The following is a 23,072-nucleotide window of genomic DNA, read 5'->3' as shown; positions in this document are numbered from 1 at the left end:
AGGCGCCTGACCGGGCGGGGCGCCTGACCGGTCACCGGTCACGCGGGGCCGTCGCCGCCCCGTCCCGTCTGCAGCAGTTCCCGCTCCGCGGACGGGCGCCGGGGCTTGCGCCTGCTTCCCCGTATCGCCAGAGCGGTCGGTGTGATCAGCGCGGTCAGCAGCCCTACGAGTCCGATCGACACGGTGAGACTCGTCAGCGAGGCGACCCCGCCGACCAATGGCGGGCCGCCGAGGAACCCGGCGTACGCGACCGTCGTGACGAAACCGAGCTCCCGCTCGCCGCCGCTGCCGTCCTCGCGGCGGCCCGCGTCGCCGGCCAGCGCCATCGCGACCGGGAAGCAGAACGCGAGGCCCGCGCCCGCGAGGGCGAACCCGGCGTAGGCCACCGCTCCGGCCGGAACCGCCGCCGAGGCCGTGAGTCCGCAGGCGGCGACGAGTCCGCTGCCCGCGAGCACCCGGTAGGGCCCGAACCGGGCCTCCACGCGCTCACCGACCAGCCTTGTCAGCGCCATCGTCACGCAGAAGACGGAGTACGCGGTGGCCGCGACGGCCTCCGTGACGGCACGTTCACGTACAAGGAACAACGCCGACCACTCGGCGCACGTACCCTCGGCGACCGCGGCGCACAGCGCCACCGCGGCCAGCAGCCACAGCCGTTTGCGCACGACGACGTTCCGGAATCCGCCGCCGGTGCGCTGCTCTTCCTCCGGCCGTTCCCCCGGCAGGGCCCGCCCGGTGCACAGCAGTGCCAGCAGCCCTGCTGCCGCCACGAAGCAGAAGTGCACGGGCGGCGGCACGCTCAGCGCGGCGGCCAGCGCGGCGCCCAGCGACCCGAGCAGTCCGCCCGCGCTGAACCCCGCATGGAAGAACGGCATCAGGGGGCGGTCCAGCTCCCGTACGACGGCGACGGCCGCCACGTTCATCGCCACGTCGACCGTGCCCATCAGGCCGCCGAGACCGGCCAGTGCGAGGCCGAGCGTCAGCGGCGACCCCGCCAGGCCCACCAGCGGCAGTGCCAGGCAGGCGGACGCGAGCGCCGCCACGATCACCGAACGCGCTCCCCACGCCGCACACGCACGCGCGGCCAGCGGCGCGGTGACGATCATCGCGATGCTGGGGCCCAGGAGCGCGAGCCCGAGCCCGGCCGGTTCCGCTTCCACTTGCGAGGCGAGTGCGGGCACCCGGGCCGCCCATGAGCCGTAGAGCCCGCCGTTCACGACGAACACCACGGCCACGGCGGCGCGGTGGGAAACCACGCGTGCCCCCTTCTGTCGGCGACGGATCATCGGCTGCGCGGGAGGTCAGGCTATTGGCAACTCCGCTTCCGTGGCTGGAAGTTGATCGAATCGCGGTGTTCCCGTCAAACCTCGGCGGGGGTCGCCTAATGTCTGGACCAGACTCAGCGGCACGTAAGGGCAGGAGTACCGGAGTCCATGACTGTTCTGTGGGGAATATCGTTCGACGCCACTCCGATCTCCGGTGTGGTGGTGGAGTTCGTCAAGACAGCCCGGCACTTCCGGGAGCGGGGCTACCGGGTGCATCTGGATCTCGGCTACGACGTGAAGGCCGACAAGAACGCGTTCTTCAAGCCCTACTCGGACGAAGCGGCGCTGCTGCCGCACTGGATACGGCTCGACCGGGTCGAAGGCCTCGCCCAAGTCCCCGGATACGACCAGGACTTCGTCTCCGCCGTGCTGCGCGAATGCGTGCAGGACGGTGCGGGCGGGCACCTGCTGCCCCGCGTGGAAGCGGCCGCCGAGGCGATCAGCGAGCGCATCGTGGAGACCTGGGAGCGGCTCGATGTCTCGTACGTGCTGGTGGAGAACGGCACGCTGCCGGAGAACATCACCTACACCACGGCACTCCGCTCGGCCATCGAACGGTACGGACGGCGCCGCCGGCTGGGCCGCTTCGTGCTGTGGCGCGACCACGACCTGATGTGGCAGAGCGAGCCCGGCACCGGCAAGTACGGCACCTTCCCCTACCCGGGCACGGTGGCGCCGGCGAACTCGCCGTACATCCGGTACCTCGCGCTGCACGAGGAGGCGCGCACCAAGACCCTCGAGTGGGTACCGGACTTGGAGAACATCGACGTCCTGCCCAACACCTTCACGCACGCACCCGGCGCCGGCGCGTACGGCAGCACCTCGGGCGCCTCCGGTACCTCCGGCGGCTTCCCGGCTCCCGGCCGCGAGCAGCAAGACGGTCGTTTCCGCCGGGACTTCGGGATTCCGGCGGCCGCACCGCTCATCGCCCGCTTCACCAGGATCATCCCGCAGAAGCGGATAGACCGTGACATCCATCTGGTGGCCCGTCTCGCGGACCGAGCCGGCGTCCATCTCTTCGTCGCGGGCGACACGGAGGAGTCGCCCGAGGAACACAGCAGGCTCGTGCGCCTGGCCGAGTCGCTCGGCGTACGCGACCGCGTCGTCTTCGGCGGACGGCTCGCGCCGCACGAGGCCGGTACCGGAGCCGCGCGCGGCGACGGACACTCGGTCCGCGACCTGCTCGCCCACGCCGACCTGGCGTCCTTCCTGACCTCCTACGACTACGAGAGCTACGGGAACCCGATCGGTGAGGCGATCGCCTCGCGCGTCCCGTATCTGACCACCCGCTACCAGCTCTACGACACGGTGTACGGGGACAAGGGATTCCGCGCCCCCGTCATGGAACTCACCGACGGCGACCTGCCCACGCAGAGCTTCGTGGACAGCGTGGCCGAGCTGATCCTGGACGAAAGGAAGCGCGAGGAGATGGCGGACTTCAACCACCGGCTCGGCGAGCGGCACTTCGGTGCCGACCGTGCGGGCGAGCTCCTGACCGAGCTGTTCCTGCCGCCCATGGGCGAGCGGACCCGCATCAGCGTCGTACTCCCCGTCTACAACGAGGCGGAGAACCTGCCTGCCGTGCTGGACTCGCTGCACGGGCAGCGCGGCCCGGACGGCCCGCTGGACAAGTCGCTGTACGAGGTCGTGCTGGTCGACAACAACTGCACCGACGAGACGGTGCGGATCGCACGCCGGTTCGCCGCGGAGCACCCCGATCTGGCTCTGCACGTCGTCCCCGAGCCCGAACAGGGAGTGGCCTGTGCCCGGAAGACCGGCATGGACTTCGCGTCGCAGCGCAGCGCCCGCCGCTCGGCACCCGACGCGGAGCAGCGCTTCTATCTGGTCTCCGCCGACGCCGACTGCCGGGTCGACGAGCGGTGGCTGTGGGAGCTGCTGACCGCCATGGATTCGGGCAAGGCCGCGATCGGCGTGTGCGACTACTACTACGAACCGGAGCACTTCACCGCGAGGCCGCGGCTGTGGGACGCCATCCAGCGCACGCTGCGATGCCGTGCGGTGACGTTCGCGCTCTTCGGCGGCTTCCCGGACGGCAAGGGCTTCGCCGTCGACCGGGACGCCTACGAGAAGGTCGGCGGCATCGAGATCTTCTACCAGCTGCAGAACGGCCGATTCGTCAACCACCTGTCCGACGACTGGGACTTCGGGATCCTCGTCCGCGGCTCCGGAGAGGAGATCACCTACGTGCCGGGCTCACGGGTGGAGATCAACCCCCGCCGGGTGAACCACGCCATCGACGAGGTGATCACGGGCCGCGCCTACGGCTCGGACGGGATCATCGTCATGCGCGACATCCGGCCGGAGTCCTCCGAGGACCGCGACGAGGGGCGCGACGGCGACCTCGGCGAGGCCCATGACCTCACCGAGCCCTCTGACCTGACCACCGAGCCGCCTGACCTCACCGAAGAAGAGGCCCAGCAGGCCTGGGAGTTCTCCGTCAAGGACTTCACGCCGAAGAACACCATCCTGCCGGTGCTGCTGACGCCGTCACTGCTCGACGACGACGCAGTCGTGGAGTTCTTCGGTCCATCGCTGGCCGAACGGCTCGGGAGGCGGATCGCCGAGATCACGGACGAGATGCGCGTGGTCGACTTCACCCCGATCCACTCGTACAAGACGCCGTCCTACCGGCTGTACTTCGAGTTCGCCGACGAGATATTCGCGAGGCTGCGCGCCACCGTCGGGGAGGACATCGGCCATCCGCCGCCGCTGCCGGAGTGCCTGCGGGACGTACCGCCGGAGCGCTTCGCGGAGTTCGTCAAGTACTACTGCGAGGACCGCGAATCCGGCGAGGCCCACAACTACTTCGGGAACGGGGGCGTGTTCTGATGACCATGAACATCGAGCTGTCGGGGGGCGAGCACAGGCAGACGTACGAGGAGTCCCTCGCCTCGCTCCGGCAGACGGACCCGGGTCACCCCGAACCGTCGGTGCTGGAAACGCTGGCCGCCCCGGAGAACCGGCATCTGCTCGAGTACGTGACCGAGGACCCGTTCGGCGCGCACGTCTTCCCCGGCAACATCCCCGGCTTCTCCCCGGCGGACTTCCTGACCGACCTCGACGCCCAGCTCGCCTCGACGGCACCCATCCACCTGTGGTCCTACATCCCCACCTGCGCCTACCGCTGCCGCTTCTGCCAGTACCCGGTGGTGCTGGTCAAGGGAGCACCGGAGGTCGCCGACAGCAAGGCCAACCAGTGGGTCGACTGGAACATCCGCGAGGCCGAGCTGTGGCTGCGCGAGGTCCCGAACCTGGCGTCGGCACCCGTCGGCGAGTTCAACGTGTTCGGCGGCACGCCCTCGCTCCTTCCGCCGGACGCCATCCGCCGCCTGCTCGACTTCTACAAGGAGAACTTCAACTTCGCCCCGGACACGGCGATCCGCTTCGAGGGCGACCCCAGCACCTTCACCCCCGGGAAGCTGGAACTGCTCGCCGAACTGGGCTGCACCAAGCTGAGCAGCGGCGTGCAGTCCTTCGACGACCCGGTGCTGGAACAGTGCGGCCGGGAGCACACCGCGCAGATGTGCGTGGACTTCATACGCAACGCACAGCGCACCGGGTTCGAATGGATCAGCATCGACCTCATGTACGGGCTGCTCGATCAGACCGTGGACAGTGTGCGCCGGGACCTCGACATCGTCGTCGAGAACGAACTGACCGCCGTCGTGTGCACGAAGCTCCACCTGGCGTCCTACAGCGACACCAGGACGGGGGTGGCCGGAGTGCAGCCGGCGGCGTGGCAACTGCCCGACTACCGGGACAAGTTGGTCAGGGACGGCCACCGGTGGCCGACACTCGGCGAGCAGTACCAGATGCGGGAGTTGCTCACCGAGGGCCTCGAGAGCGCCGGCTACAGCGAACAGCCGACCATGTACTTCGCCCGTGACGGCCTGGGTCCGGAGAAGTGGAAGGCCATCATGGTCGACCAGGACAAGCAGGAGGCCGAGGTCGCGATCGGGCTGGGCGGAAGCTCCAGCTGCCGCACCTCGGAAGCGATCACCGACGTGAACTGGAAGACGTACTCCGAGGCGGTCGAGGCGGGACGTGTCCCGCTCGGGTCCGCGACCCGCTTCAGCGAAGAGGGCCAGGAGGCCAGGGCGGTGAAGATGGCCCTCTCCACGCTGCGCCCCCTCAGCGGACGGCTCCATCGGCAGCGCTTCCCCGGCACATCACTCTTCGAGGAGCCGTGGCTCGGCAGGTTCGGTTCGCTGGAGGAACGCGGCCTGGCCGTCGTGGACCGCGACGCGGACGAGATCCGGCTGACGACGGAGGGGAAGGTGCTGGTCGAGGCGGTCATCAACTCCGAACTCTGAGCACGGTACTCGGCACTCGGCACTCGGCACGCTGAAGGGGGCACGCGGAACGCGGCTACGCCTGTACACGGAACGCGCGCACGCGGGAAGGCGGGAAGGCCCGACGCCCCGCAGCGGAACGGCGGTTCGGGCCGCGGTCAGGCCGACGCGGAGGACTGTGCCGAGGCCGAGGCGGGGCGGGCCCGCACATGGATCCGCTCGCCCTGCGCTCCGAACAGGCTGATGAATTCCACAGGACGCCGCCCGGCGTTGGCGAACCCGTGCGGCACCCGGGTGTCGAACTCGGCAGCCTCCCCCGCCGTGAGGACGAGATCGTGCTCGCCCAGGGCGAGACGCAGCCTGCCGGAGAGCACGTACAGCCACTCGTAGCCCTCGTGCGTCCGCTGCTCCGGCCGTACGTCCCCGGCCTCCTCGTGATCCTTCCGCGCCGGGAGGATCTGTTTGTACGCGTGGAGCCCGCCGAGATGGCGGGTGAGCGGCACGAACGTCTGGCCGTACCGGGTGAAGGGACGCGGGTGGATGCGCGGGTCGCCGGTGGCGGGGGCGCCGACCAGTTCGTCCAGCTGTACGCCGTAGGCCTTCGCCAGCGGCAGGAGGAGCTCCAGGGTCGGTCTGCGGCGGCCGGACTCCAGGCGGGAGAGCGTGCTGAGTGAGATGCCGGTCATCTCGCTCAGCCGGGACAGAGTGGTGCCCCGTTCCTCGCGCACAGCCCGCAGCCGCGGGCCCACGGCGTTCAGTACGTTCGTGAGTTCGTCGTCAGCCATGCCTTCATTTTGCCGAACCGGCAAGAATGTTTGTCAAGCGAGGGAGGTTGGGCGGACCATCTCCGGTGAACGGAGGTACTTCACATGACGGAACAATCGGAACCCCGGGACCGCGAGAGACTCCCACGAGCGGGCGGGGAGCGGCGCTACGAAGCCGTTGTCGTGGGCGGCGGCGCGGCCGGTCTGAGCGGGGCGCTGACCCTGTCACGGGCCCGGCGCTCGGTGCTGGTGATCGACGAGGGCAGGCCGCGGAACGCTCCGGCCGCCCACGTCCACGCGTACCTGGCACGTGAGGGTGTGGCGCCCTCGCAGCTGCTGGCGGACGGCCGCGCCGAAGTGACCGGCTACGGCGGCGAGATCGTCACGGACCGCGTGATCGCGGCCGAGCGGCTGGAGGCCGGGGACGGCTTCCGCGTCCTACGCCGCGACGGGCCCACGGTGCTCGCCGACCGGCTGCTGGTGACCACCGGCCTTGCCGACGAACTGCCCGACGTGCCCGGAGTGGCCGAGCGCTGGGGGCGCGACGTGCTGCACTGCCCGTACTGCCACGGCTGGGAGGTCCGCGATCAGCCGGTCGGCGTGCTGGGCACCGGGCCGCTCGCGGTCCACCAGGCTCTTCTGTGGCGCCAGTGGACCCCGGACGTGACTCTCTTCCTGCACACGGCGCCCGAGCCCGCGGAGGACGAGTACGAGCAACTCGCCGCTCGCGAGATCGCGGTCGTGGACGGGAAGGTGGTCTCGCTGGAGGTGACCGGCGACCGGCTCACGGGCGTGACCCTGGACGGCGGCCGGGTGGTCCCGCGGCGGGCCCTGGCAGTCGCGCCGCGCTTCACGGCCCGCGCCGCGATCCTCACCGGGCTGGGCCTCGGCACGACCGAACAGGAGATGGGCGGCCATGTGGTCGGCAGCTACGTCGCCGCCGATCCGTCCGGGGCGACAGAGATCCCGGGCGTGTGGGTGGCCGGGAACGTCTCCGGCCTGACCGAGCAGGTCATCGGCGCCGCCGCGGCGGGCGCGCGGGCCGCCGGGGCCATGAACGCGGATCTGGTCGCCGAGGAGACCCGCCGGGCCGTCGCCGCCCGTCGCGCTCCCTTCTCCGCCTCGATGGAACGGGAGGTCTGCGGACGCACGTCCGGCAGCCGTCGGCACGGCCTGTGACTCGGACCCGGACTGGGCTCCGGAACGCGAACGCGGCACGGCGGCGGGAGAAACCCCCCGCCCGGCAAACGACGAAACGAGAGGACACACCGATGACCGACGACACGAACAGCGCCTCGGCGGAGGAGTTCTGGGACGACCGCTACGGCGAGAGCGAACGGATCTGGAGCGGCGACCCCAACGCCGTCCTGGTCCGTGAAGTCACCGGCACGCAGCCCGGGCGAGCCCTTGACCTGGGCTGCGGCGAGGGAGCGGACGCGATCTGGCTCGCGCAGCAGGGATGGCGCGTCACCGCCGTCGACATCTCCCGTATCGCCCTCGAACGTGCGAGCAGGCACGCGGAGCAGGCGGAGGTCACCGGCCGCATCGACTGGGTGCAGGCCGATCTGAGCACCTCCTTCCCCTCCGGGAGCTTCGAACTGGTCTCCGCCCAGTTCCTGCACTCCCTCATCGAACTGCCCCGGGAGAAGATCCTCCGGGCCGCCGCCTCGGCTGTCGCGCCCGGCGGGGTGCTCCTCGTCGTCGGGCACGCGGGGTGGCCCTCCTGGGAGCACTGCCCGGATCACGACGTGGAGTTCCCCACCCCGGCCGAGGTCCTCGAATCCCTCGAACTGGCCCAAGGGCAATGGGAGGTGCTGCTGAGCGACGAACACGAGCGGACGCAGACCGGGCCCGACGGGCGGGAGGGCCACCGCACGGACAACGCGCTCAAGCTCCGGCGCCTGCCCGGCTGACTGCCTGATGCCTGAACTGCCGGGCCGCCCACCGGTTGCCGGGCCGCCGGTCGGCCAGCCGGGAGCCCGGCGGCCGCACGGACAACCGTGGCCCGCCCGCGGCCTCCCGCAGCCGGGCGCCGCCGCGGGGTTACGCCCGTACTGCCTGCCGGCTGGGGGAGAGGAGCCCGCTGACCGCCGGATCGGGACGGTCCGTGATGAGATCGGCGACCATGCGACCCGTGGCCGGACCGAGCATCAGGCCCAGCATGTTGTGCCCTGAAGCGAGATAGACACGGGACTTTCCGGGGACGAGACCGATGGCGGGCAGTCCGTCGGGGGTCATGACCCGGGCGCCGACCCATTCGTCCTGCCGTGCGGACCATGCCGCCGACTTCAGATAGCCGCGTGCGGCGGCGACGATCGCCGAGATCCGCCGCGGATGGAAGGCCTCGGCGTCGCTGTCGAACTCCATGGTCCCGGCGACCCGCAGCCGCCCGCCCATCGGCGTGAACACCACTCGTGCGTCGCCGAGATGGACGACGCGCTGCGGCATCGGGTCCGCGTCGACGGAGAAGCTGTAGCCCTTGCCGGGGAAGAGACCGACGTCGGCGCCCAGGCCACGGCACAGTTCACGGGACCAGATCCCGGCGGCGACCACAGCGGTGTCACTGACGAAGTCGCCTTCCTGCGTACGTACGCGGGTGCGGCCGCCGGCCTCTTCGACCGACGTCACCTGCGTGCCCTCCACGATCTCGACTCCGCGCTCCCGCAGAGCACCGGCGAGCCGGTCGACGAAGAGCGAGGGGACCACGGACCACTGGTCCTCGACCAGGATCCCCGCCCGCGCACTCGGCCCCAACGCCGGTTCCAGCTCGGAGAGTTCGGCGCCCCGCACGACCGAGGACCCGAGCGGCGCACCGATCTCGCGGAAGTTCCGCAGCGCACGGCCGGCACTGTCCGCCGAGTGGTACGCGAAGACGAAGCCGCGCTTGACCGGGTCCGCCTGAACTCCGGCCGCCTCCAGTTCCTCGAACAACCGGAAGCTGCCGGCGGCCAGCCCCGACAGCGCGCGGACGCCCGAGGCGTACCGCCGCCGGGTGGAGTTCCGGCCGAAGCGGAGGAGGAAGCGGACCAGTGCGGCGTTCAGGCGCGGCCGGATGTACAAAGCGCTGTCGGAACGGGGCAGTCCGCGGAGCGCGGGCCCGATGACGCCCGGTGCGGGAAGCGGTGTGACCAGATCGGGGCAGATCTCGCCGGCGTTGCCGCGGGAGGCGCCGCTGCCGACCCGGTGGCGCTCCACGACGGTGACGCGCAGCCCGGCCTCCCGCAGGTAGTACGCGCAGCACAGCCCGATGAGCCCTCCGCCGGCCACCGTCACCGACTCGGTCCTGCGTGCAGCGGTCACGTGGCCTCCCATGTACGGGTGTGCGGGCTGTCCGCGGGTACGCTCCGCGGTCCGCGGGCGCGGTCCCGCGGCCGGTCACCGACGACGTTAGACAGCCGGACCGGGGCGGAGCATCAGGCGAAGCATCCGAGAGGCTGCCGGTCCGGGCGGTGTTCTTCGTATGGTTGGTCCGACGACAGGGCGGAGGCGGCCATGGCGGATCCCGGCAGGGCACCGGCACTGACCCCGGAACTCGCGCAGGAGATCGCGGGGGAGACGAGCGCCGTCATCGGGCTGAACGTGCTCATCACCGACCGGGAGGGGACGGTGATCGGCAGCGGCGACACGTCCCGGGTGGGCTCGGTGCACGAGGCGTCGCTCGAGGTTCTCCGTACGCTGCAGGCCCGCACGCACTCCGCCGAGGAGGCCGGCCGGCTGCGCGGCGTACGGCCAGGCATCACGCTGCCGATCGTGCACGACGGCGTGCCCGTGGGCACCGTCGGTCTCACCGGGTCGCCGCGCCGGGTGAGGCAGTTCGGGCTCGTCGTGCAGCGGCAGACGGAGATCCTCCTTCAGGAGTCGGTCCTGCTGCGCTACCGCCTGGTGCGCGAGAAGGCACGCGAGGACCTGCTGAGGGACGTCGCCTTCTTCGACCCCGAGTCGGCCGACCCCGGGGTGATCGTGGCCCGCGCCGCGGAACTCGGCGTGGATCTGCTTGTGCGCAGAGCAGCGGTGCTGGTCGTCACGGCGCTCCAGGAAGCGGAAGCCCCCGCCGGCCCGCCCGGAATGCTCCCGACCACGTCCTCCCCGCTGCGCACCGCACGCGAGATCTTCGGCGATCCGCACGACGTGGTGGCCGAGATGCGGGCCGGCCGGATCGCGGTGCTGTCCAGGGTGTCCGCGGGTGAGGAGTGGGCGTACGGACTGGAGGAGCGCTGCCGCGACCTGGTCCACGAGCTGCGCCGGCGCCACGGGGTCACCGCCCACGCGGGATTCGGGGAGGCCGCCTCGGACGTGCCCGCTCTGCACGCCTCGTACGCGGACGCGGACGACGCGGTCCGCATCGGTCCGAAGGCCCTGCCCGGCGGCGATGTCTTCCCTGCCCGCGCCCTGCGCGTTCAGCAACTGCTCGCGAGTACCAGGCCGCAGGCCCGTGCGCGCTTCACCGGCGCACGGCTCGGCGGGCTGGCGGCGGAGCCGCCCGGTTCGCCGCTGCGCACGACCGTGGTGGCCTGGCACGAATCCGGGTTCAATCTGGTGCAGGCGGCGAAGAGGCTGCACATCCACCGCAACACCCTGCTCTACCGGCTGGACAAGATCAGCAAGCTCACGGGCAGGAACATCCGGGAGCCGGTGGAGGCGACCGCCGTCTACCTCGCCTGTCTGGTCGACCAGCTGGGCAACCGTTAACGCCTCGCCTCCCTAGGGGGTGTCGTCAAAGTCCCGTCTGGGTCGCGGCGCCTGGCACGCACGCTCGCTGCGTTGTCGATCGTCGGCGCAGCCCGCTGCGCTCTCCTCCCTCCGCCTTGCGATCGCACGCCCCAGACGCCGCGGCCCCCGCCCTGCGGGCGGACGACGCTACTTTGACGACACCCCCTAGGACGCTTCGTACGAAAGAGGCGGCGCGGAGCGCATGGATACCAGGCACTTCGAACAGTGACGCGGAATACGGCACTGCCTACTGTGATGGCCCTCTACCTGGCCCTCTATTGCTCGGAGGAAGGTGAATGCCGTGGGGTTCCTCGACTGGGTCATGCTCCTTGCCTATTTCGTTCTCCTCGTCGTCATCGGAGTTCAGACCATTCGGAAGGTGAAGTCCGAGGAGGATTTCGCCGTCGCCGGGAACCGCATCGTCTGGCCGGTGTTCTTCGGCTCCCTGGCGGCTTCGTTCCTGGGCGGGGGAGCGTCGCTGGGAATGGCCGGGAAGTCCTTCTCCGACGGCTACGTCTACATGTTCGCCTTCTTCGGATACGCCGTCAGTTTTCTTCTCGTGGGCCTGTTCGTCGCACCGCGGCTCAAGCGCTACGCCGGCGCGCACACGGTCGGCGACATCATGGACGAGCACTACGGCAGGACGGGCCGTCTGCTGACGGGTGTGCTGTCGATCCTGTTGTGCGCGGGGATTCTCGGCGCGCAGGCGCTGGCGATCGGCACGGTGGTCAACGCCACCCTGGATCTGCCACAAGGGCCGTCGATCGCGGTCGGCATGGCGGTCGTGGTGCTCTACTCGTCCTTCGGCGGCGCCTGGGCCGTGATCCAGACCGACATGCTGCAGTTCGTATTCCTCGGCGTCTTCATTCCCGTCACCCTGATTCTGGCGCTCGGCGAGGCCGGCGGACCTTCCGGGCTGGTCGAATCGCTCCCGGACGCGCATCTCACGTTCGGCGGCAGCTACAGCGCCGCGGCATTCATCGGACTGTTCGTCGCATTCCTGCTGGGCGAGACCCTCGTACCGCCGTATGCACAGCGGACGTTCTCCACACCGGACGGCAAGCACGCACGGCGGGGATTCGCACTCACCGGGATCTTCGCCTTTCTCTTCTACTTCGTCGCCGCCACGCTCGGTCTCGTCGCGCTCGCGCTCTACCCGGACATCGAACCGGACCAGGCCATCCCGACGCTGGTGATCAAGCTCGTGCCGGCGGGACTCGTCGGACTGGTCGTGGCGGCGCTGCTCGCCGTGGTGATGTCCACGGCGAGTTCGTATCTCAACGCCGCGGCCGTGGCCTTCGTGAAGGACGTCTACCAGCCGCTGACAGGCGGAGAGACCGGCACGCGGCGCAAGCTGACGCTGGAGCGCGGGCTGACGCTGGTCGTCGGCGGGCTCGCGACACTCTTCGCCCTCGTCGTCCCCTCGATCGTGGACGCGCTGATCTACGCGTACTCGTTCTGGGCGCCGACCGTCGTCATACCCCTGCTCATCGCCCTGCTCTTCGGCAGCCGGTCGAAGCCCGCTGCCCTGACCGCGATCGTCGCGGGGGCGGCGGCCACGCTGATCTGGCTGGTGTGGTTCCAGGACAGCACCGGGCTGGACTCGATCGTCGTGGGCGCCGCGGTGAACCTGGTCGCCTTCGTGACCGCGCACGCAGTGACGCGCAACCGCGGGGGCAACCGCAAGCGCCCCCGCACAGCGGTCTGACGGACCCGCAAGAAGACCTGTGAGAGCTCTGAAAGGAGGAGAGGCAGTGACTGTCTATTCGGTGCTGCTCTACGCGGTCCCCGCGCTGGTGATCGCGGTGACGCTGTACACCGGCTACCTCGGTTTCAAGTTCTACGTGGCGGAAGTCATCAGGGAACCGGACGAGTGAACGGGCGGGCCCCGGTTCCCTTCGGGGTCAGCCGTCGCCGCGCTGATCCCACACACGGCCGAGGAACTGCACGATGCGGCCGGCGTGGTGGAGGCCGGGGTCGAGGTCCGGGTTGTAGATGCACAGCGTCATGCCCACAAATCCCGGCGCTCGCAGGGCAGTTGCGGTCAGCAGTTCAAGCTGCGGCCACGTCAGGCCGCCGGGCTGCGGGTAGTCGACGGCCGGCAGGGCCTCGGTGGACAGTACGTCGAGATCGACGTGCAGCCACCAGTTGCCGGCCCGCCGCAGAACGCGGTCGGCGGCCTCACTCGCGTACAGCCCCGGGGAGTCGTCGGACGCGCCGACTTCGTCCCCGGTACGCATGACGATGCTGCCCGCCAGCGAGGGGACGCGGTGCGTGGCCAGCTCCCCGGAGTCGCGGGGTCCCAACGCGACGACGGCCTCGGGGCCGAGGGTCGGCAGCAGCCGCACCAGCGAGGGCGGGAGGTTCTCGCGGTGCATCCCCAGAAGGAAGCCGAGCTCGCAGTCCGCGGCCTCACCGGTGGTGCTGCGGTCCGGTGCCCAGGCGTCCTCGTGCCCGTCGACGAACAACAGGCCCAATTCTCCGGCGACATCGGCCGCGCCGCGCAGGCAGCCCAGCAGTACGGGGCAGTCGCCGCCCAGCACGAGGGGATGTTCACCTTGCTGCAGGGCGTCGGCGACCGCCTGGCGCACCGAGGCGGTGGCCGTCTCCAGGCTGCCGGGCGAGATCAGCCCCGACCGGGTGTCCCGCTCGGGGCTGAGCGCGCCGACGTGCACGTCGCCCACGTCGTGTACGTGATCCGTACGGGCGGGGCGCTGGCCTCCGGCGTCCATCGCGGAGGTGCCGGCCGGATTCCGGTCCTGAAGGCGGCCGATGAGCCCGGCGTCGCGCAGCGCCTGCGGCGCACGTGCCACCCCGTCGGGGCGGCCCGCGGAGTTGAAGGGAACGCCGAGGATTCTCAATGGTCCTCCCGAGTCCTGTGTGCACCCCGGGCGGGCGCCCGCCCGGACGACGGTGACGTCCAGCCTCGCCCGGGCGGGTCGGCGCGGACCGCAGAATCGCCGGTCCTCATATGGGAGACGGTGCGCGCGGCGGGCACTCGGGAGCCGCTGCGGGCGAATGGACCGTACCAAGTCAGGGAAACGTGTGTTCGTGAAGAGATCCTTCGTCAGAACAGCGCTCGCCGCCGCCATTCTGGGAGTCGCGGGCGTTCCGCTCGCCGCGCCCCAGGCTGCGGCCCGTGCCGCGCCCGAGCCGCCGCCCGCCCACGCCGCCGGACGTACCGCGGATCTGCCGCAGCGTCCTGCCGCCGCCCCCGCGGAGGACTGGGAGCCGCCGCTGAGCACCAGGGGCCGCTACATCGTCGACGCCCGGGGCGAACGGTTCAAGCTGAAGTCGGGCAACTGGCACGGGGCGAGCGGCACTTGGACCGGTTCGGGTTCGCCCGACGACCCGGCGGACAACCACGCGGGGGAGAAGTCCGACCGTATGCCGCTGGGACTCGACCGCGCGCCGATGTCGGAGATCATCGCCGGTTTCCGTGAACTCGGACTCAACAGCGTCCGTCTCCCCTTCTCCAACGAGATGATCCACGACGGACGCCCCGTCGCGGACGCCTCGGTGGCCGCCAATCCCTCCCTGAAGGGCAAGACGCCCCTTCAGGTCTACGACGAGGCCGTCGAGGCCCTCACCGGTGCCGGACTCGCTGTGATCCTCAACAACCACACCAACACCACGCGTTGGTGCTGCGGAATCGACGGAAACGAACGCTGGAACACCGGCCAGAGCACGGAGGAATGGGAGAGCGACTGGCTGTTCATGGCCGGGCGCTACCGCAACGACCCGCGTGTCGTCGGCGCCGACCTCTACAACGAGGTGCGCCGCTCCGTTCTCGACGACCCCAACTGGGGCCTCGGCGACCGGCACGACTGGTTCGCCGCCTCACAGCGCCTGGCGGACCGCATTCTCCAGGAAGCGAATCCCGATCTGCTGATGATCGTCGAGGGGATCAACTGGACCGGGCTCCCCGTGGACGGACTCCCGCACGGCCGGCCCACGCTCGAACCCGTCCAGCGGCTCTCGCACACGCTCGTACGCTCCGGAAAGCTCGTGTACTCCGCCCACTTCTACGGCTACACGGGACCGAACCACAGCGGCGCCACCGGAATCGGCGAGACATCCGACCCCCGCTACCGCGACTTCACCCGCTCCGAGCTGTATGACGTGCTCCGGCGGCAGGCCTTCTACGTCGCCGCGCAGCGGGACCGGCATTTCACAGCGCCCGTGTGGATCAGCGAGTTCGGGACGGGCCGGGAGGGGAGCGGCCCGAAGGAGCGGGCCTGGTTCGGGAACTTCACCGACTTCCTCGCCGAGTCCGACGCCGACTTCGCGTACTGGCCGCTCGTCGGCTGGCACGAGAAAGGGAAGGGCAACGGCTGGGCGCTGCTGGAGTGGGACTCCGGCGGCCGCCGGATGAGCGTCCTGGACGGTGACGACTGGCGCGGCGACGCCTGGCGACGGCTGGTCGAGGCGCCCGGCCGTACGGGCGAGGTCGCCCGGGAGGACCGCTGGTCGATGCTGAGCCCGGACCACGGGGACTTCGTCGCGTCCCTCCGGATGCGCGGGCTGCCCGACTGGGACCACGGGGCACGCAAGGCCGCCTGCCCGGACGGCCAGCGGCTTGCCGGGCTCAGCCACTCCGGCAACCGGGGCCTCTGCACCGACGCGGGGGCCCGCGGTCCCGCGGCCCTGGGCCCGGCCCGGACGGAGTCCGGGGGAGACGCACACGAGGTCGTCCGCGACGAACGGCACGTGGAACCGGACGAGGACTGGGCGTCCGGATACACCAAACTCCAGTGTCCCCCGCGCATGTTCGTCACCGGCTACAGCGTGCGCGGCGCCGCCGTCTCCGCGGCCCTGTGCTCCGGGGCGGGGCAGAGCCTCGGGGCCGACGGCCGTACGGTGTGGTTCGACCGGTCCGACAGCCGCCCGCCTGACGCCGCGGGAGGCGACTTCGCGTACGGCCATCACAAGGGCCAGTGCGCGGACGACGAGTACGCCGCGGGCATCGCCTACACCCGCCGTGCGGGATCGTCCGGGGCCCCCGACGCGCTCCTTTGCCGGAAGCTGGACTGACCGGGACCGCAGTCGGTGCGGGACCGTAACTAGCGTGTCGACAGTGCTTGCCGCTCCCGCAGTCGTGCAGCAGCCCCGGCGCTCGGCTGTGAACATTCACGCCTGCATCTGCTGGAGACTAATGCAGTGGCCACCGGGGGATGTTGGCAACTTCTGGACCGTGGCCATGCGTGTGCGAGGATGCCGGTGGTCGCGGGTCTAGACGGAGGTGAGGGAACCATGACGGAACTCAGGGAGACGGTACTCGGGGATCCGACCCAGTTGCCTGAACAGGGTCTGGGAGGGCGGCTGTTCGGCGCTGTGCTACTGCTGTTTGCGTTGGCGATCTGTGCGAGCGGCGTCAGTATGGTGCTGACTGCCTCGGGTGTTCAGGGAGTTCAGGGCCAACTGACCGTGGAGCGCTGCTGGGAGCAGGATCAGAGCGGCAAGGCGTTTGATGAGCCGCGTTGCTCCGGTACGTTCCGGCCCGACGGTGGCGGCGCCCCCGTGGAGGATGCGGAGTACCGGGGTGGCGGAGCTGCCTCTGTCTCGGAGGGGGAGAAGCTGGCGGTGCACGAGGACGGTGCGACGTACAAGCTGTCCGGCGGGAAAGGTCAGGCCCAGGGCGCCTTGGTGATCAGCAGCGGGGTTGCCTTCTCTGCTCTCGGGGTGCCGTTCCTGGCAACTGGCATTCAGCCGCGCTGGTTCGGGGGCGGTGACAACCGCATGCGCGTACTGGCGATGGTGACGTTCGGTGTCAAGGGATCAACGGCAGGGCGCGTGCGTAATCTGGTGCTGTGGGCTGGCTTGGCGGGCATGCTGATCTCGTACTTCACGTCCGCCATGGCCAGTTGAGCACTACGAGCCCCTTGAGCACATCACCCCTCAGACTCAGACCGCCGGATGGTCGTACGAACCCCCCACTTCGGGGAAGTCTTGGAGCGCTGCCCCGAGACCGCCAGTGATGGCCCCTGCCGCCGTTGTCGAGATCAGCACGGCCCGTTCTGCGGCGCTATACGCCTCAGTGATGCGGCCCCACGTCTTGATCATCTGGACGATCTCTAGGGTTGCCACCGCGTAGCCAGCAATAAGTCCGACACCTGTCTCTGCGAGGATCGTGCCAGCGGCCAAGGCGACTCCGGCGATGATGGCCTCGTCAATGAGTTGCTTGAGCAGGCCTCCGATGAGGTCGGCGGCGGACCAGACTGCGGCATACAGCTCGTCATAGTGCTGCTTGAGGGAATCCAGGTCGTCCTGGAGTCCGTCGATCTTGTCGGCGAGTTGCTCGAAGTAGACGAACGCGGCGTCAGCGGCGTGGCCGTTCCAGGTGTTGTCGAGGGTGCCGTTGCCGCTGTCCAGGTTCTGGGCGACGCCGGAAGTCAGCTTGCCGATGTTGCCCCATGCGTCGGCGCACTTGGCGTAGCCCTCCCAGTCACCGGCGAGCCATTTTGAGGCCTCCTTGAACGGGTCTTTGTCGATGGCGGTCTCAATTGCCAAGGCGGCCCACGAGGACGGGCTGAGCAGGTCACTCACTGCCGAGATCGAGTCGCTGATTGGCCCCTTCTCGGGCTCTTTGAGCGTTGGCGGCTTGAGGTGCGACGTAGGTTCGATCGAGTCGGTGAAGGACATGTCGCGATCCCCCGATCAGCGCTTGGAGGCCGGGTAGGTGGCGTCCTGTCTGGCGGCCTCGTTTTTGTCGGTCTTTTCGTAGTTGTCCGCAGAGCGCTTCAGTTCCTTGGAACTGGAATCAAGCAGCTTACGCACCCGCTCCATGGTCTCTTCAACCTTTTCCACAGCTTTCGGATGCAGGCCTACCATGTGCAAAATAAGGCCCTCTTGACCTTTGTCGACCACGGCCTCGCCGTACTTGTTGGAGTACCTCTTGGCTTCCTCCACGTCCTCGGCAGCCCGTCCTACCTGCTTGCCGAAGCTCCGAAGGTCCTCCGGCTCGACGCCGAATGTCACTCAGTCCCCCTCTGCCACGCCTCCACTGGTGTTGGATACCGTAGCTGACATCCAAGCAGCCTTCACAAGTGAGTTGTGTGCACCGATGAACGAACGCGAAGCCGTCGAGCAGCAGTTCACCGAGATGACCCGGGACCCGGCGCGAGCGCGCCAGCTGCGCAAGTCGCTCGAGACCATCGCCGCCCGTGGTGGGGATCCGGCGCTGCGGGAAATGGCTCGCGAAGTCCTCTCGGGACGGCTCGGGTTGCGGGAGGCTGCGAACGTCCCCGCATACGGCGAGGCGATGCGCCAGCCCGTTCAGGAAGGTCTGCGGGCCTACAAGTCGATGTCCGAAGAGGAGCGCAGCCAGGCCGCAGAGGAGGGCCAGCTTCAACTCGACCGTATGCAGCGGGAGATGGACGACGAACGGCGAGGCGGCACGGGTGGGGCGGGAGACTCCGGTTCCAGCAAGCACAGTGGCCGCGGATGGCAGCTGTGAGCTGACGGGATTTGCGGTTCGGCACCGCTCGTTCCTCTGCTCGTACACTTCACGGTCCGGACGGCCGACCGAGCCCGATTACGGTCGGCTGCCGTAAGCAGCGACTGGTTCGCACATCTCAACCGCCGGCCTTCTCCGCGCAGGCGACGCAGGTGCTCGCGGTCGGCCGGGCATCGAGGCGGGCCGTCGGGACGGGGCCGCCGCACCGCTCGCAGACCCAGTAGTCACCGGTACGTACGCGCTCGGCGGCGCGGTCGAGGTCGTCCAGGTCCGCGCGTGCCTGCTTCAGCGCGTCACGCAGCTGGGCCCGTTCGAAGGCGACCGTGGCGCCCTCGGGGTCGTGCTCGTCATCGATGTTGGTCATGGCGGACGCTTCGACGACCCCGTCCCACAGGCGCGTCAGAGACGCGATGAGACGCTCACTGCCGGCCCGTGCGGCGTCGATCCGTTCGGCTGCGGCCCGGCGCTGCTCTTCCGGGATTCCGGCTGGGTCGGCCATGTAGGTCCTCCATACGGCAGACAACGGTACGGGCGGGCGGACCACTCCGCCCGTACCGTCCTGGTCCGCGCCGTCCGCCGGTCAGAGGGATCCGGGAGTGGTCCAACGGGCGGCGCCCGGCACCGTCGGGCAGGCGATCCCTGCGGTCCTTGCCCCTCCAGACCGGACCCCGCGCAGACCTCGGGGGCCTGTGAGCGCCCGAGGCCGTGAACACCCGGACGCCTACGGCGACTTGGCGGCCAGTCCCGCCTCGCTGCCGGTGCCGTCCCCGGGCGGCACCGCACGCGGCCCTTCGCGCTCGGGCAGCAGCAGCATCGCTCCCGCGCCGATCACGGCGAGCACCGTCATCACGACGAAGCCGCTGGAGTAACTGCCGGTCGAAGTGACGATGAAGCCCATCACGGACGGTGCCACGATCCCGGACGCGGCGAACGCCGCGTCGGCGAACCCGGCCGCGGCGCCCGGCTGCGAAGGCAGCGCGTCGATCGAGGCGACCCACCAGATGCCGCCTGTGACGAACCCGATCCCAACTCCGATCGAGATGAAGGTGATCGAGACCGTCAGGGACGGCGCCGCGAAGATCGGGATCATCGCGGCGCCGGAGCCCAGCAGCGCCACACCCATGATGGTCAGCCGGCTCCTGGGACTGCCCGTCCGCTTGAAGACCCGGTCGGTGAGCAGGCCGCCGATGATCGCGCCGACCACCCCGGACGCCCACGGCGCGACGGAGAACAGTCCGACGTCGGTGATGCTCAGGTTGTACTGGTCGGACAGGTAGCCCGGCAGCCAGTACATGAAGCCCCAGAACATGAAGCCCCACGCGAAGTAGCCCACCGAGATGATCCACAGGTTCCGGTTGGTCAGCAGGGGCCGCCAGCGGACCTTGTCCATCGAAGGGCGTTCCTCGGCGAGCTGCCCCGCGGCGATGTAATCGCGCTCCTCCCGGGACACCCGCCCGTACTCCTCGGGTGTGTTCCACAGCAGCGCCCAGGCGACGGCGAACCAAAGGACGCCGATCCCGGCGAGCACCCAGAACATGCCGCGCCAGCCGACTCCGGCGATGAGCTGGGTCATCACCGGCCCGCCTATCAGCAGCGAACCGGACACGGCGACGCCGCCGACCATGGCGAGCGCGATCCCGCGTTCCTTCTGCGGTATCCAGCGGCTGACCGTGCGGGTCGCGGCGGGGAAGCCGGGCCCCTCGCCCGCCCCGAGGATGATCCGGGCCACGAACAGTCCCATGAAGGAGCCGCTCACGGGGGTCACCGCGGTGACGATCGACCAGAGGGCCACACCGGCCAGCAGCACGCGCCGCGATCCGTAGCGGTCGACCAGCGGGCCCGCCAGGAACGCGAAGACCATGTAGCCGATGGAGAAGGCGCTGCTGATCAGTCCGTACTCGTACTTGGTGATTCCGAACGACTTGGTGAGCGGTTCGATCGCGAAGCTGATCGCGCTCCTGTCGACGTAGTTGATGACGATGAGGCTGACGATCAGAGTGAGCGTCAGCCACCGGTAATGGGTCCGGGTCTGGTTCCGGGCCTGGTTCCGCGTACGCATGGGGTTCACCTCACGCTGGTGTGGTGGGGAGTCTCGGGTGCCTCAGGTGCCGGTCACCGCGTTGGACAGCGCACGGGTGAGACCCGCGGTGTCGTGGGAGTTGCCGATGTTCCAGATCTCGTCGGCCAGAGCCTTCACTGCCCGCTCCGCCTCTGGACCGCCGCCCGTGCCGAGGGCGTTGGCGGTGAACTTGGCAGTGAGTTCTCCGGCTTGCAGAGGGTTTTCCGGGCTGCCCCTGTTGACCATGACCCGCTCGGTGACGGTGGAGCCGTCGTCGAGTTCCGCGGTGAGCACGGCAGGGAACTGTTGGGGGAAGACCTCGGTGCACTCCTCGTCCGCGACGCAGGTGACGCGGCCGGCGAGCGCGAGGCGTGCGGGATCGGCCGCCGCCTCATCTGTGAAGTCCTCATGGAACACGCCCAGTCCGTCCGAGGAGGCAGGGCCGTCCGAAGAGGCCGGTACGGGCGCTAGCAGTCCGGCGGCCACGGTGTACGGGCCGCTGAACGCCGCGTGGTAGCCGGAACGCGGATGTGCCTTCTCCTCGGCGGGTTCGGCGATCGTACGCAGCACGGGTGCGGGCACGCCTAGCGTCAGCCGGACGACCGAGTCCGCAGTCACGCCCCGGTCCCGCAAACGCATCGCGGCGTCGACCCCGGCGTGCGTGAAGTGGTTGCAGGGGTACGGCTTGACGAACAGCCGTGACAGCTCCCAGCGCCGGCCGAGGTCCCCGGTCAGAGCAGCGGCGGCTCTCTCCGCGTCGAACCGCTCGCCGCAGTACGCCCGGAAGAAGCCGAACCTGCCCTCCAGGACGGTGGGCGGTCCCGTCAGCCCGAGCCGGGCCATGTCCGCGGCGACCACGCCGGCGTGCGCGGCCCAGCCGCAGTGCACGCGCTTGACGGTGCCGCCGGTGCGGTTCGCCTCGATGATCCCGGAGCCCATGCTGGCCGCGATGCCGACGGCGTCACAGACACCGTCGGCGTCCAGTCCGCGGAGCGTGGCCGCGGCCACGGCGGCACCGATCGCACCGCAGATCGCGGTGGCATGCAGACCGTGGTCGAAGAAGACCGAGTTGCCCAACTCCGCGTCGTACTGCGCCATTCCGAGCCGGCACGTCACCTCGATGCCGGCGGCGGAGGCGGCCAGCAGCTCGGCGCCGCTCGCGCCGGCCGACTCCGCGATGGCGAGCGCGGCAGGCAGCACGGACGACGAGGGGTGCAGCACGGACGGCAGATGGGTGTCGTCGAAGTCCAGGCTGTGCGCGAGAGTGCCGTTGACCAGAGCGGCGGAAGGCGCGGGCAGCCGCGTGGCGGAGCCGATCACGGTGGCGGCGGGGGCGCCGCCCCACTCCTCCGCCAGCTCCCGCACGGCTGCGCCCGGCCGCTGGGGGAGTGCGGCGAGGCTGTTGCCGAGCATGTCGAGCAGGTGCCCGGCGACCTTGTCGCGGAGGGCTCCGTCGAGGCCGTCCCTACGTACTGCGGTCGCGAACCGCGCGAGCTGCTGCGCGGGCGTGAACTCCGCGTCCGTGAGCCCCGCCGGGGCCGTCATCCGAGCACCGCCAGCGGACGTATCGGGGACCCGGTGCCGCCGACGATCCTCAACGGAGCGACGACGAAGAGGAATTGGTGCCGGCCGGTGGCCGCGACGTCCTCCAGCGCCAGGTGCTCCATGATGTAGATGCCGCTTTCGACGAGGAGCAGCCGGTGGACCGGCAGAAGCCGGTGGCCCGCGCCCGCCGGGATCTGTTCGCAGGCGGTGGTGTCCGCGCCCACGGCCCGTACGCCACGGGAGGCCAGCCACTCGCCCGCCTCCTCGGTGATGCCCGGCACGCCGGACTCCCCGCCGAGATAGGCCGCCGCGTCGCCGAAGTTCCGTGCCCAGCCTGTGCGTACGAGAGCGACATCGCCCTCGCCGGGCTCCGCACCGCCGAGTGCGGCCGCGTGCTCCAGGTCCGCGGCGGTGACGCCGTATCCGCCGGGCAGTGTGCCGGTCCCGTGTGCCGCGGCCGCGTCGAGGAGGACACCACGGGTGACCATCGCGGGGATCTGCTCGGCGCCGTGCTGTGAGAACGCGCCGCCCGCCTGCGCCTCGGCGGCGTCCACCCCGCCGTGCAGCCTGCCGTCGTGACTGACGTGGGACAGAGCGTCGATGTGGGTGCCGACATGGCCGCCGGTGATGATCACCTCGCTGGACGCGGAACCCCCGTCGGGGCGGACCATGTCGCCGTGGCGGCGTTCCAGAGTCATCCGGAACCCGGGGTGGTTGGGTGAGCACGGCATGCCGGTGAAGAGCGGCTGACCCAGCTCGACGATGTGCGCGCCGCCGGAGAGCGCGTCGAGCAGCGGGTCCGGGGATTGCGGAGGTGCTGTCATGGCCTGCCTTGCGTGAACGGTGCGGAAAGAAGAGGGAGTTGGAATGCGGGACGCGGTCGTTGCCGGGCGGCGGACC

At 70.1% G+C, this 23,072-nt stretch carries 20 protein-coding genes; 10 read left to right on the top strand and 10 right to left on the bottom strand.

Features of this window, described 5'->3' with window-relative positions; genetic code table 11:
* Positions 1–38 precede the first annotated feature (38 nt).
* Complete coding sequence (locus ACSMXX_RS02325) at positions 39–1,256, bottom strand: MFS transporter (RefSeq protein ID WP_473182347.1); 1,218 nt, start codon at positions 1,254–1,256, stop codon at positions 39–41.
* Positions 1,257–1,433: 177 nt separating this feature from the next.
* Here ACSMXX_RS02325 and ACSMXX_RS02320 point away from each other — a divergent pair, with 177 nt between their 5' ends.
* Both ACSMXX_RS02320 and ACSMXX_RS02315 read left to right on the top strand, forming a co-directional pair.
* Entirely contained in the window at positions 1,434–4,175 is a 2,742-nt protein-coding gene (locus ACSMXX_RS02320; protein ID WP_473182346.1) for a glycosyltransferase, read from the top strand.
* 5 nt (positions 4,176–4,180) lie between these two features.
* Complete coding sequence (locus ACSMXX_RS02315) at positions 4,181–5,659, top strand: radical SAM protein (RefSeq protein WP_473182345.1); 1,479 nt, start codon at positions 4,181–4,183, stop codon at positions 5,657–5,659.
* 137 nt (positions 5,660–5,796) lie between these two features.
* Here the strand turns inward: ACSMXX_RS02315 and ACSMXX_RS02310 are convergent, their stop codons facing one another.
* Positions 5,797–6,423 carry a helix-turn-helix domain-containing protein gene (locus ACSMXX_RS02310; RefSeq protein WP_473182344.1) on the bottom strand — a complete coding sequence of 209 codons (627 nt, stop codon included), beginning with the start codon at positions 6,421–6,423 and terminating at the stop codon, positions 5,797–5,799.
* A gap of 84 nt (positions 6,424–6,507) precedes the next feature.
* Here ACSMXX_RS02310 and ACSMXX_RS02305 point away from each other — a divergent pair, with 84 nt between their 5' ends.
* Together ACSMXX_RS02305 and ACSMXX_RS02300 are read left to right on the top strand one after the other, a co-directional pair.
* Complete coding sequence (locus ACSMXX_RS02305) at positions 6,508–7,581, top strand: NAD(P)/FAD-dependent oxidoreductase (protein ID WP_473182343.1); 1,074 nt, start codon at positions 6,508–6,510, stop codon at positions 7,579–7,581.
* A 92-nt stretch (positions 7,582–7,673) separates the two neighbouring features.
* On the top strand, positions 7,674–8,315 hold the full coding sequence (locus tag ACSMXX_RS02300; RefSeq protein ID WP_473182342.1) for a class I SAM-dependent methyltransferase: 642 nt from the start codon (positions 7,674–7,676) through the stop codon (positions 8,313–8,315).
* Positions 8,316–8,445: 130 nt separating this feature from the next.
* Here ACSMXX_RS02300 and ACSMXX_RS02295 read toward each other — a convergent pair whose 3' ends face one another.
* Entirely contained in the window at positions 8,446–9,702 is a 1,257-nt protein-coding gene (locus ACSMXX_RS02295) for an NAD(P)/FAD-dependent oxidoreductase (protein WP_473182341.1), read from the bottom strand.
* A 192-nt stretch (positions 9,703–9,894) separates the two neighbouring features.
* Between ACSMXX_RS02295 and ACSMXX_RS02290 the strand changes: the two genes are divergently transcribed.
* The 3 genes from ACSMXX_RS02290 (at position 9,895) to ACSMXX_RS02280 (ending at position 12,989) form a co-directional block, all read left to right on the top strand.
* Positions 9,895–11,091: a CdaR family transcriptional regulator gene (locus tag ACSMXX_RS02290; protein ID WP_473182340.1), complete on the top strand. Its 1,197-nt coding sequence runs from the start codon at positions 9,895–9,897 to the stop codon at positions 11,089–11,091.
* 322 nt (positions 11,092–11,413) lie between these two features.
* The gene (locus tag ACSMXX_RS02285; protein ID WP_473182339.1) at positions 11,414–12,820 is read left to right on the top strand and encodes a sodium:solute symporter family protein; all 1,407 of its coding nucleotides are present in this window, start codon (positions 11,414–11,416) and stop codon (positions 12,818–12,820) included.
* Positions 12,821–12,866: 46 nt separating this feature from the next.
* Complete coding sequence (locus ACSMXX_RS02280) at positions 12,867–12,989, top strand: hypothetical protein (RefSeq protein WP_473182338.1); 123 nt, start codon at positions 12,867–12,869, stop codon at positions 12,987–12,989.
* 27 nt (positions 12,990–13,016) lie between these two features.
* Here the strand turns inward: ACSMXX_RS02280 and ACSMXX_RS02275 are convergent, their stop codons facing one another.
* Positions 13,017–13,973 (bottom strand): arginase family protein, encoded by a 957-nt coding sequence (locus ACSMXX_RS02275; RefSeq protein ID WP_473182337.1) that lies wholly within the window; start codon positions 13,971–13,973, stop codon positions 13,017–13,019.
* A gap of 157 nt (positions 13,974–14,130) precedes the next feature.
* Between ACSMXX_RS02275 and ACSMXX_RS02270 the strand changes: the two genes are divergently transcribed.
* Positions 14,131–16,146: a glycoside hydrolase family 5 protein gene (locus tag ACSMXX_RS02270; protein ID WP_473182336.1), complete on the top strand. Its 2,016-nt coding sequence runs from the start codon at positions 14,131–14,133 to the stop codon at positions 16,144–16,146.
* A gap of 219 nt (positions 16,147–16,365) precedes the next feature.
* The gene (locus ACSMXX_RS02265) at positions 16,366–16,980 is read left to right on the top strand and encodes a hypothetical protein (RefSeq protein WP_473182335.1); all 615 of its coding nucleotides are present in this window, start codon (positions 16,366–16,368) and stop codon (positions 16,978–16,980) included.
* Between the two features lie 36 nt (positions 16,981–17,016).
* On the opposite strand, the gene ACSMXX_RS02260 is transcribed toward ACSMXX_RS02265, so the two are convergent.
* Together ACSMXX_RS02260 and ACSMXX_RS02255 are read right to left on the bottom strand one after the other, a co-directional pair.
* Positions 17,017–17,754 carry a hypothetical protein gene (locus ACSMXX_RS02260; protein WP_473182334.1) on the bottom strand — a complete coding sequence of 246 codons (738 nt, stop codon included), beginning with the start codon at positions 17,752–17,754 and terminating at the stop codon, positions 17,017–17,019.
* A gap of 15 nt (positions 17,755–17,769) precedes the next feature.
* A complete protein-coding gene (locus tag ACSMXX_RS02255; RefSeq protein ID WP_473182333.1) occupies positions 17,770–18,090 on the bottom strand; it encodes a type VII secretion target in 321 nt (106 codons plus the stop codon).
* Between the two features lie 85 nt (positions 18,091–18,175).
* On the opposite strand from ACSMXX_RS02255, the gene ACSMXX_RS02250 reads away from it, so the two are divergent.
* The gene (locus ACSMXX_RS02250) at positions 18,176–18,568 is read left to right on the top strand and encodes a hypothetical protein (protein WP_473182332.1); all 393 of its coding nucleotides are present in this window, start codon (positions 18,176–18,178) and stop codon (positions 18,566–18,568) included.
* Positions 18,569–18,686: 118 nt separating this feature from the next.
* Here ACSMXX_RS02250 and ACSMXX_RS02245 read toward each other — a convergent pair whose 3' ends face one another.
* The 4 genes from ACSMXX_RS02245 to ACSMXX_RS02230 form a co-directional block, all read right to left on the bottom strand.
* Positions 18,687–19,067 carry a TraR/DksA family transcriptional regulator gene (locus ACSMXX_RS02245; protein ID WP_473182331.1) on the bottom strand — a complete coding sequence of 127 codons (381 nt, stop codon included), beginning with the start codon at positions 19,065–19,067 and terminating at the stop codon, positions 18,687–18,689.
* 222 nt (positions 19,068–19,289) lie between these two features.
* Complete coding sequence (locus tag ACSMXX_RS02240) at positions 19,290–20,627, bottom strand: MFS transporter (protein WP_473182330.1); 1,338 nt, start codon at positions 20,625–20,627, stop codon at positions 19,290–19,292.
* 42 nt (positions 20,628–20,669) lie between these two features.
* Positions 20,670–22,172: an MmgE/PrpD family protein gene (locus ACSMXX_RS02235; protein ID WP_473182329.1), complete on the bottom strand. Its 1,503-nt coding sequence runs from the start codon at positions 22,170–22,172 to the stop codon at positions 20,670–20,672.
* Positions 22,169–22,996: a cyclase family protein gene (locus ACSMXX_RS02230; protein ID WP_473182328.1), complete on the bottom strand. Its 828-nt coding sequence runs from the start codon at positions 22,994–22,996 to the stop codon at positions 22,169–22,171. The genes ACSMXX_RS02235 and ACSMXX_RS02230 overlap by 4 nt, the downstream gene beginning before the upstream one ends.
* Positions 22,997–23,072 lie beyond the last annotated feature (76 nt).

It is taken from the genome of Streptomyces sp. DSM 116795 (genome assembly GCF_055792905.1).
The sequence above is the reverse complement of the archived record's forward strand: the minus strand, read 5'-3'. Positions and strand labels throughout refer to the sequence as shown.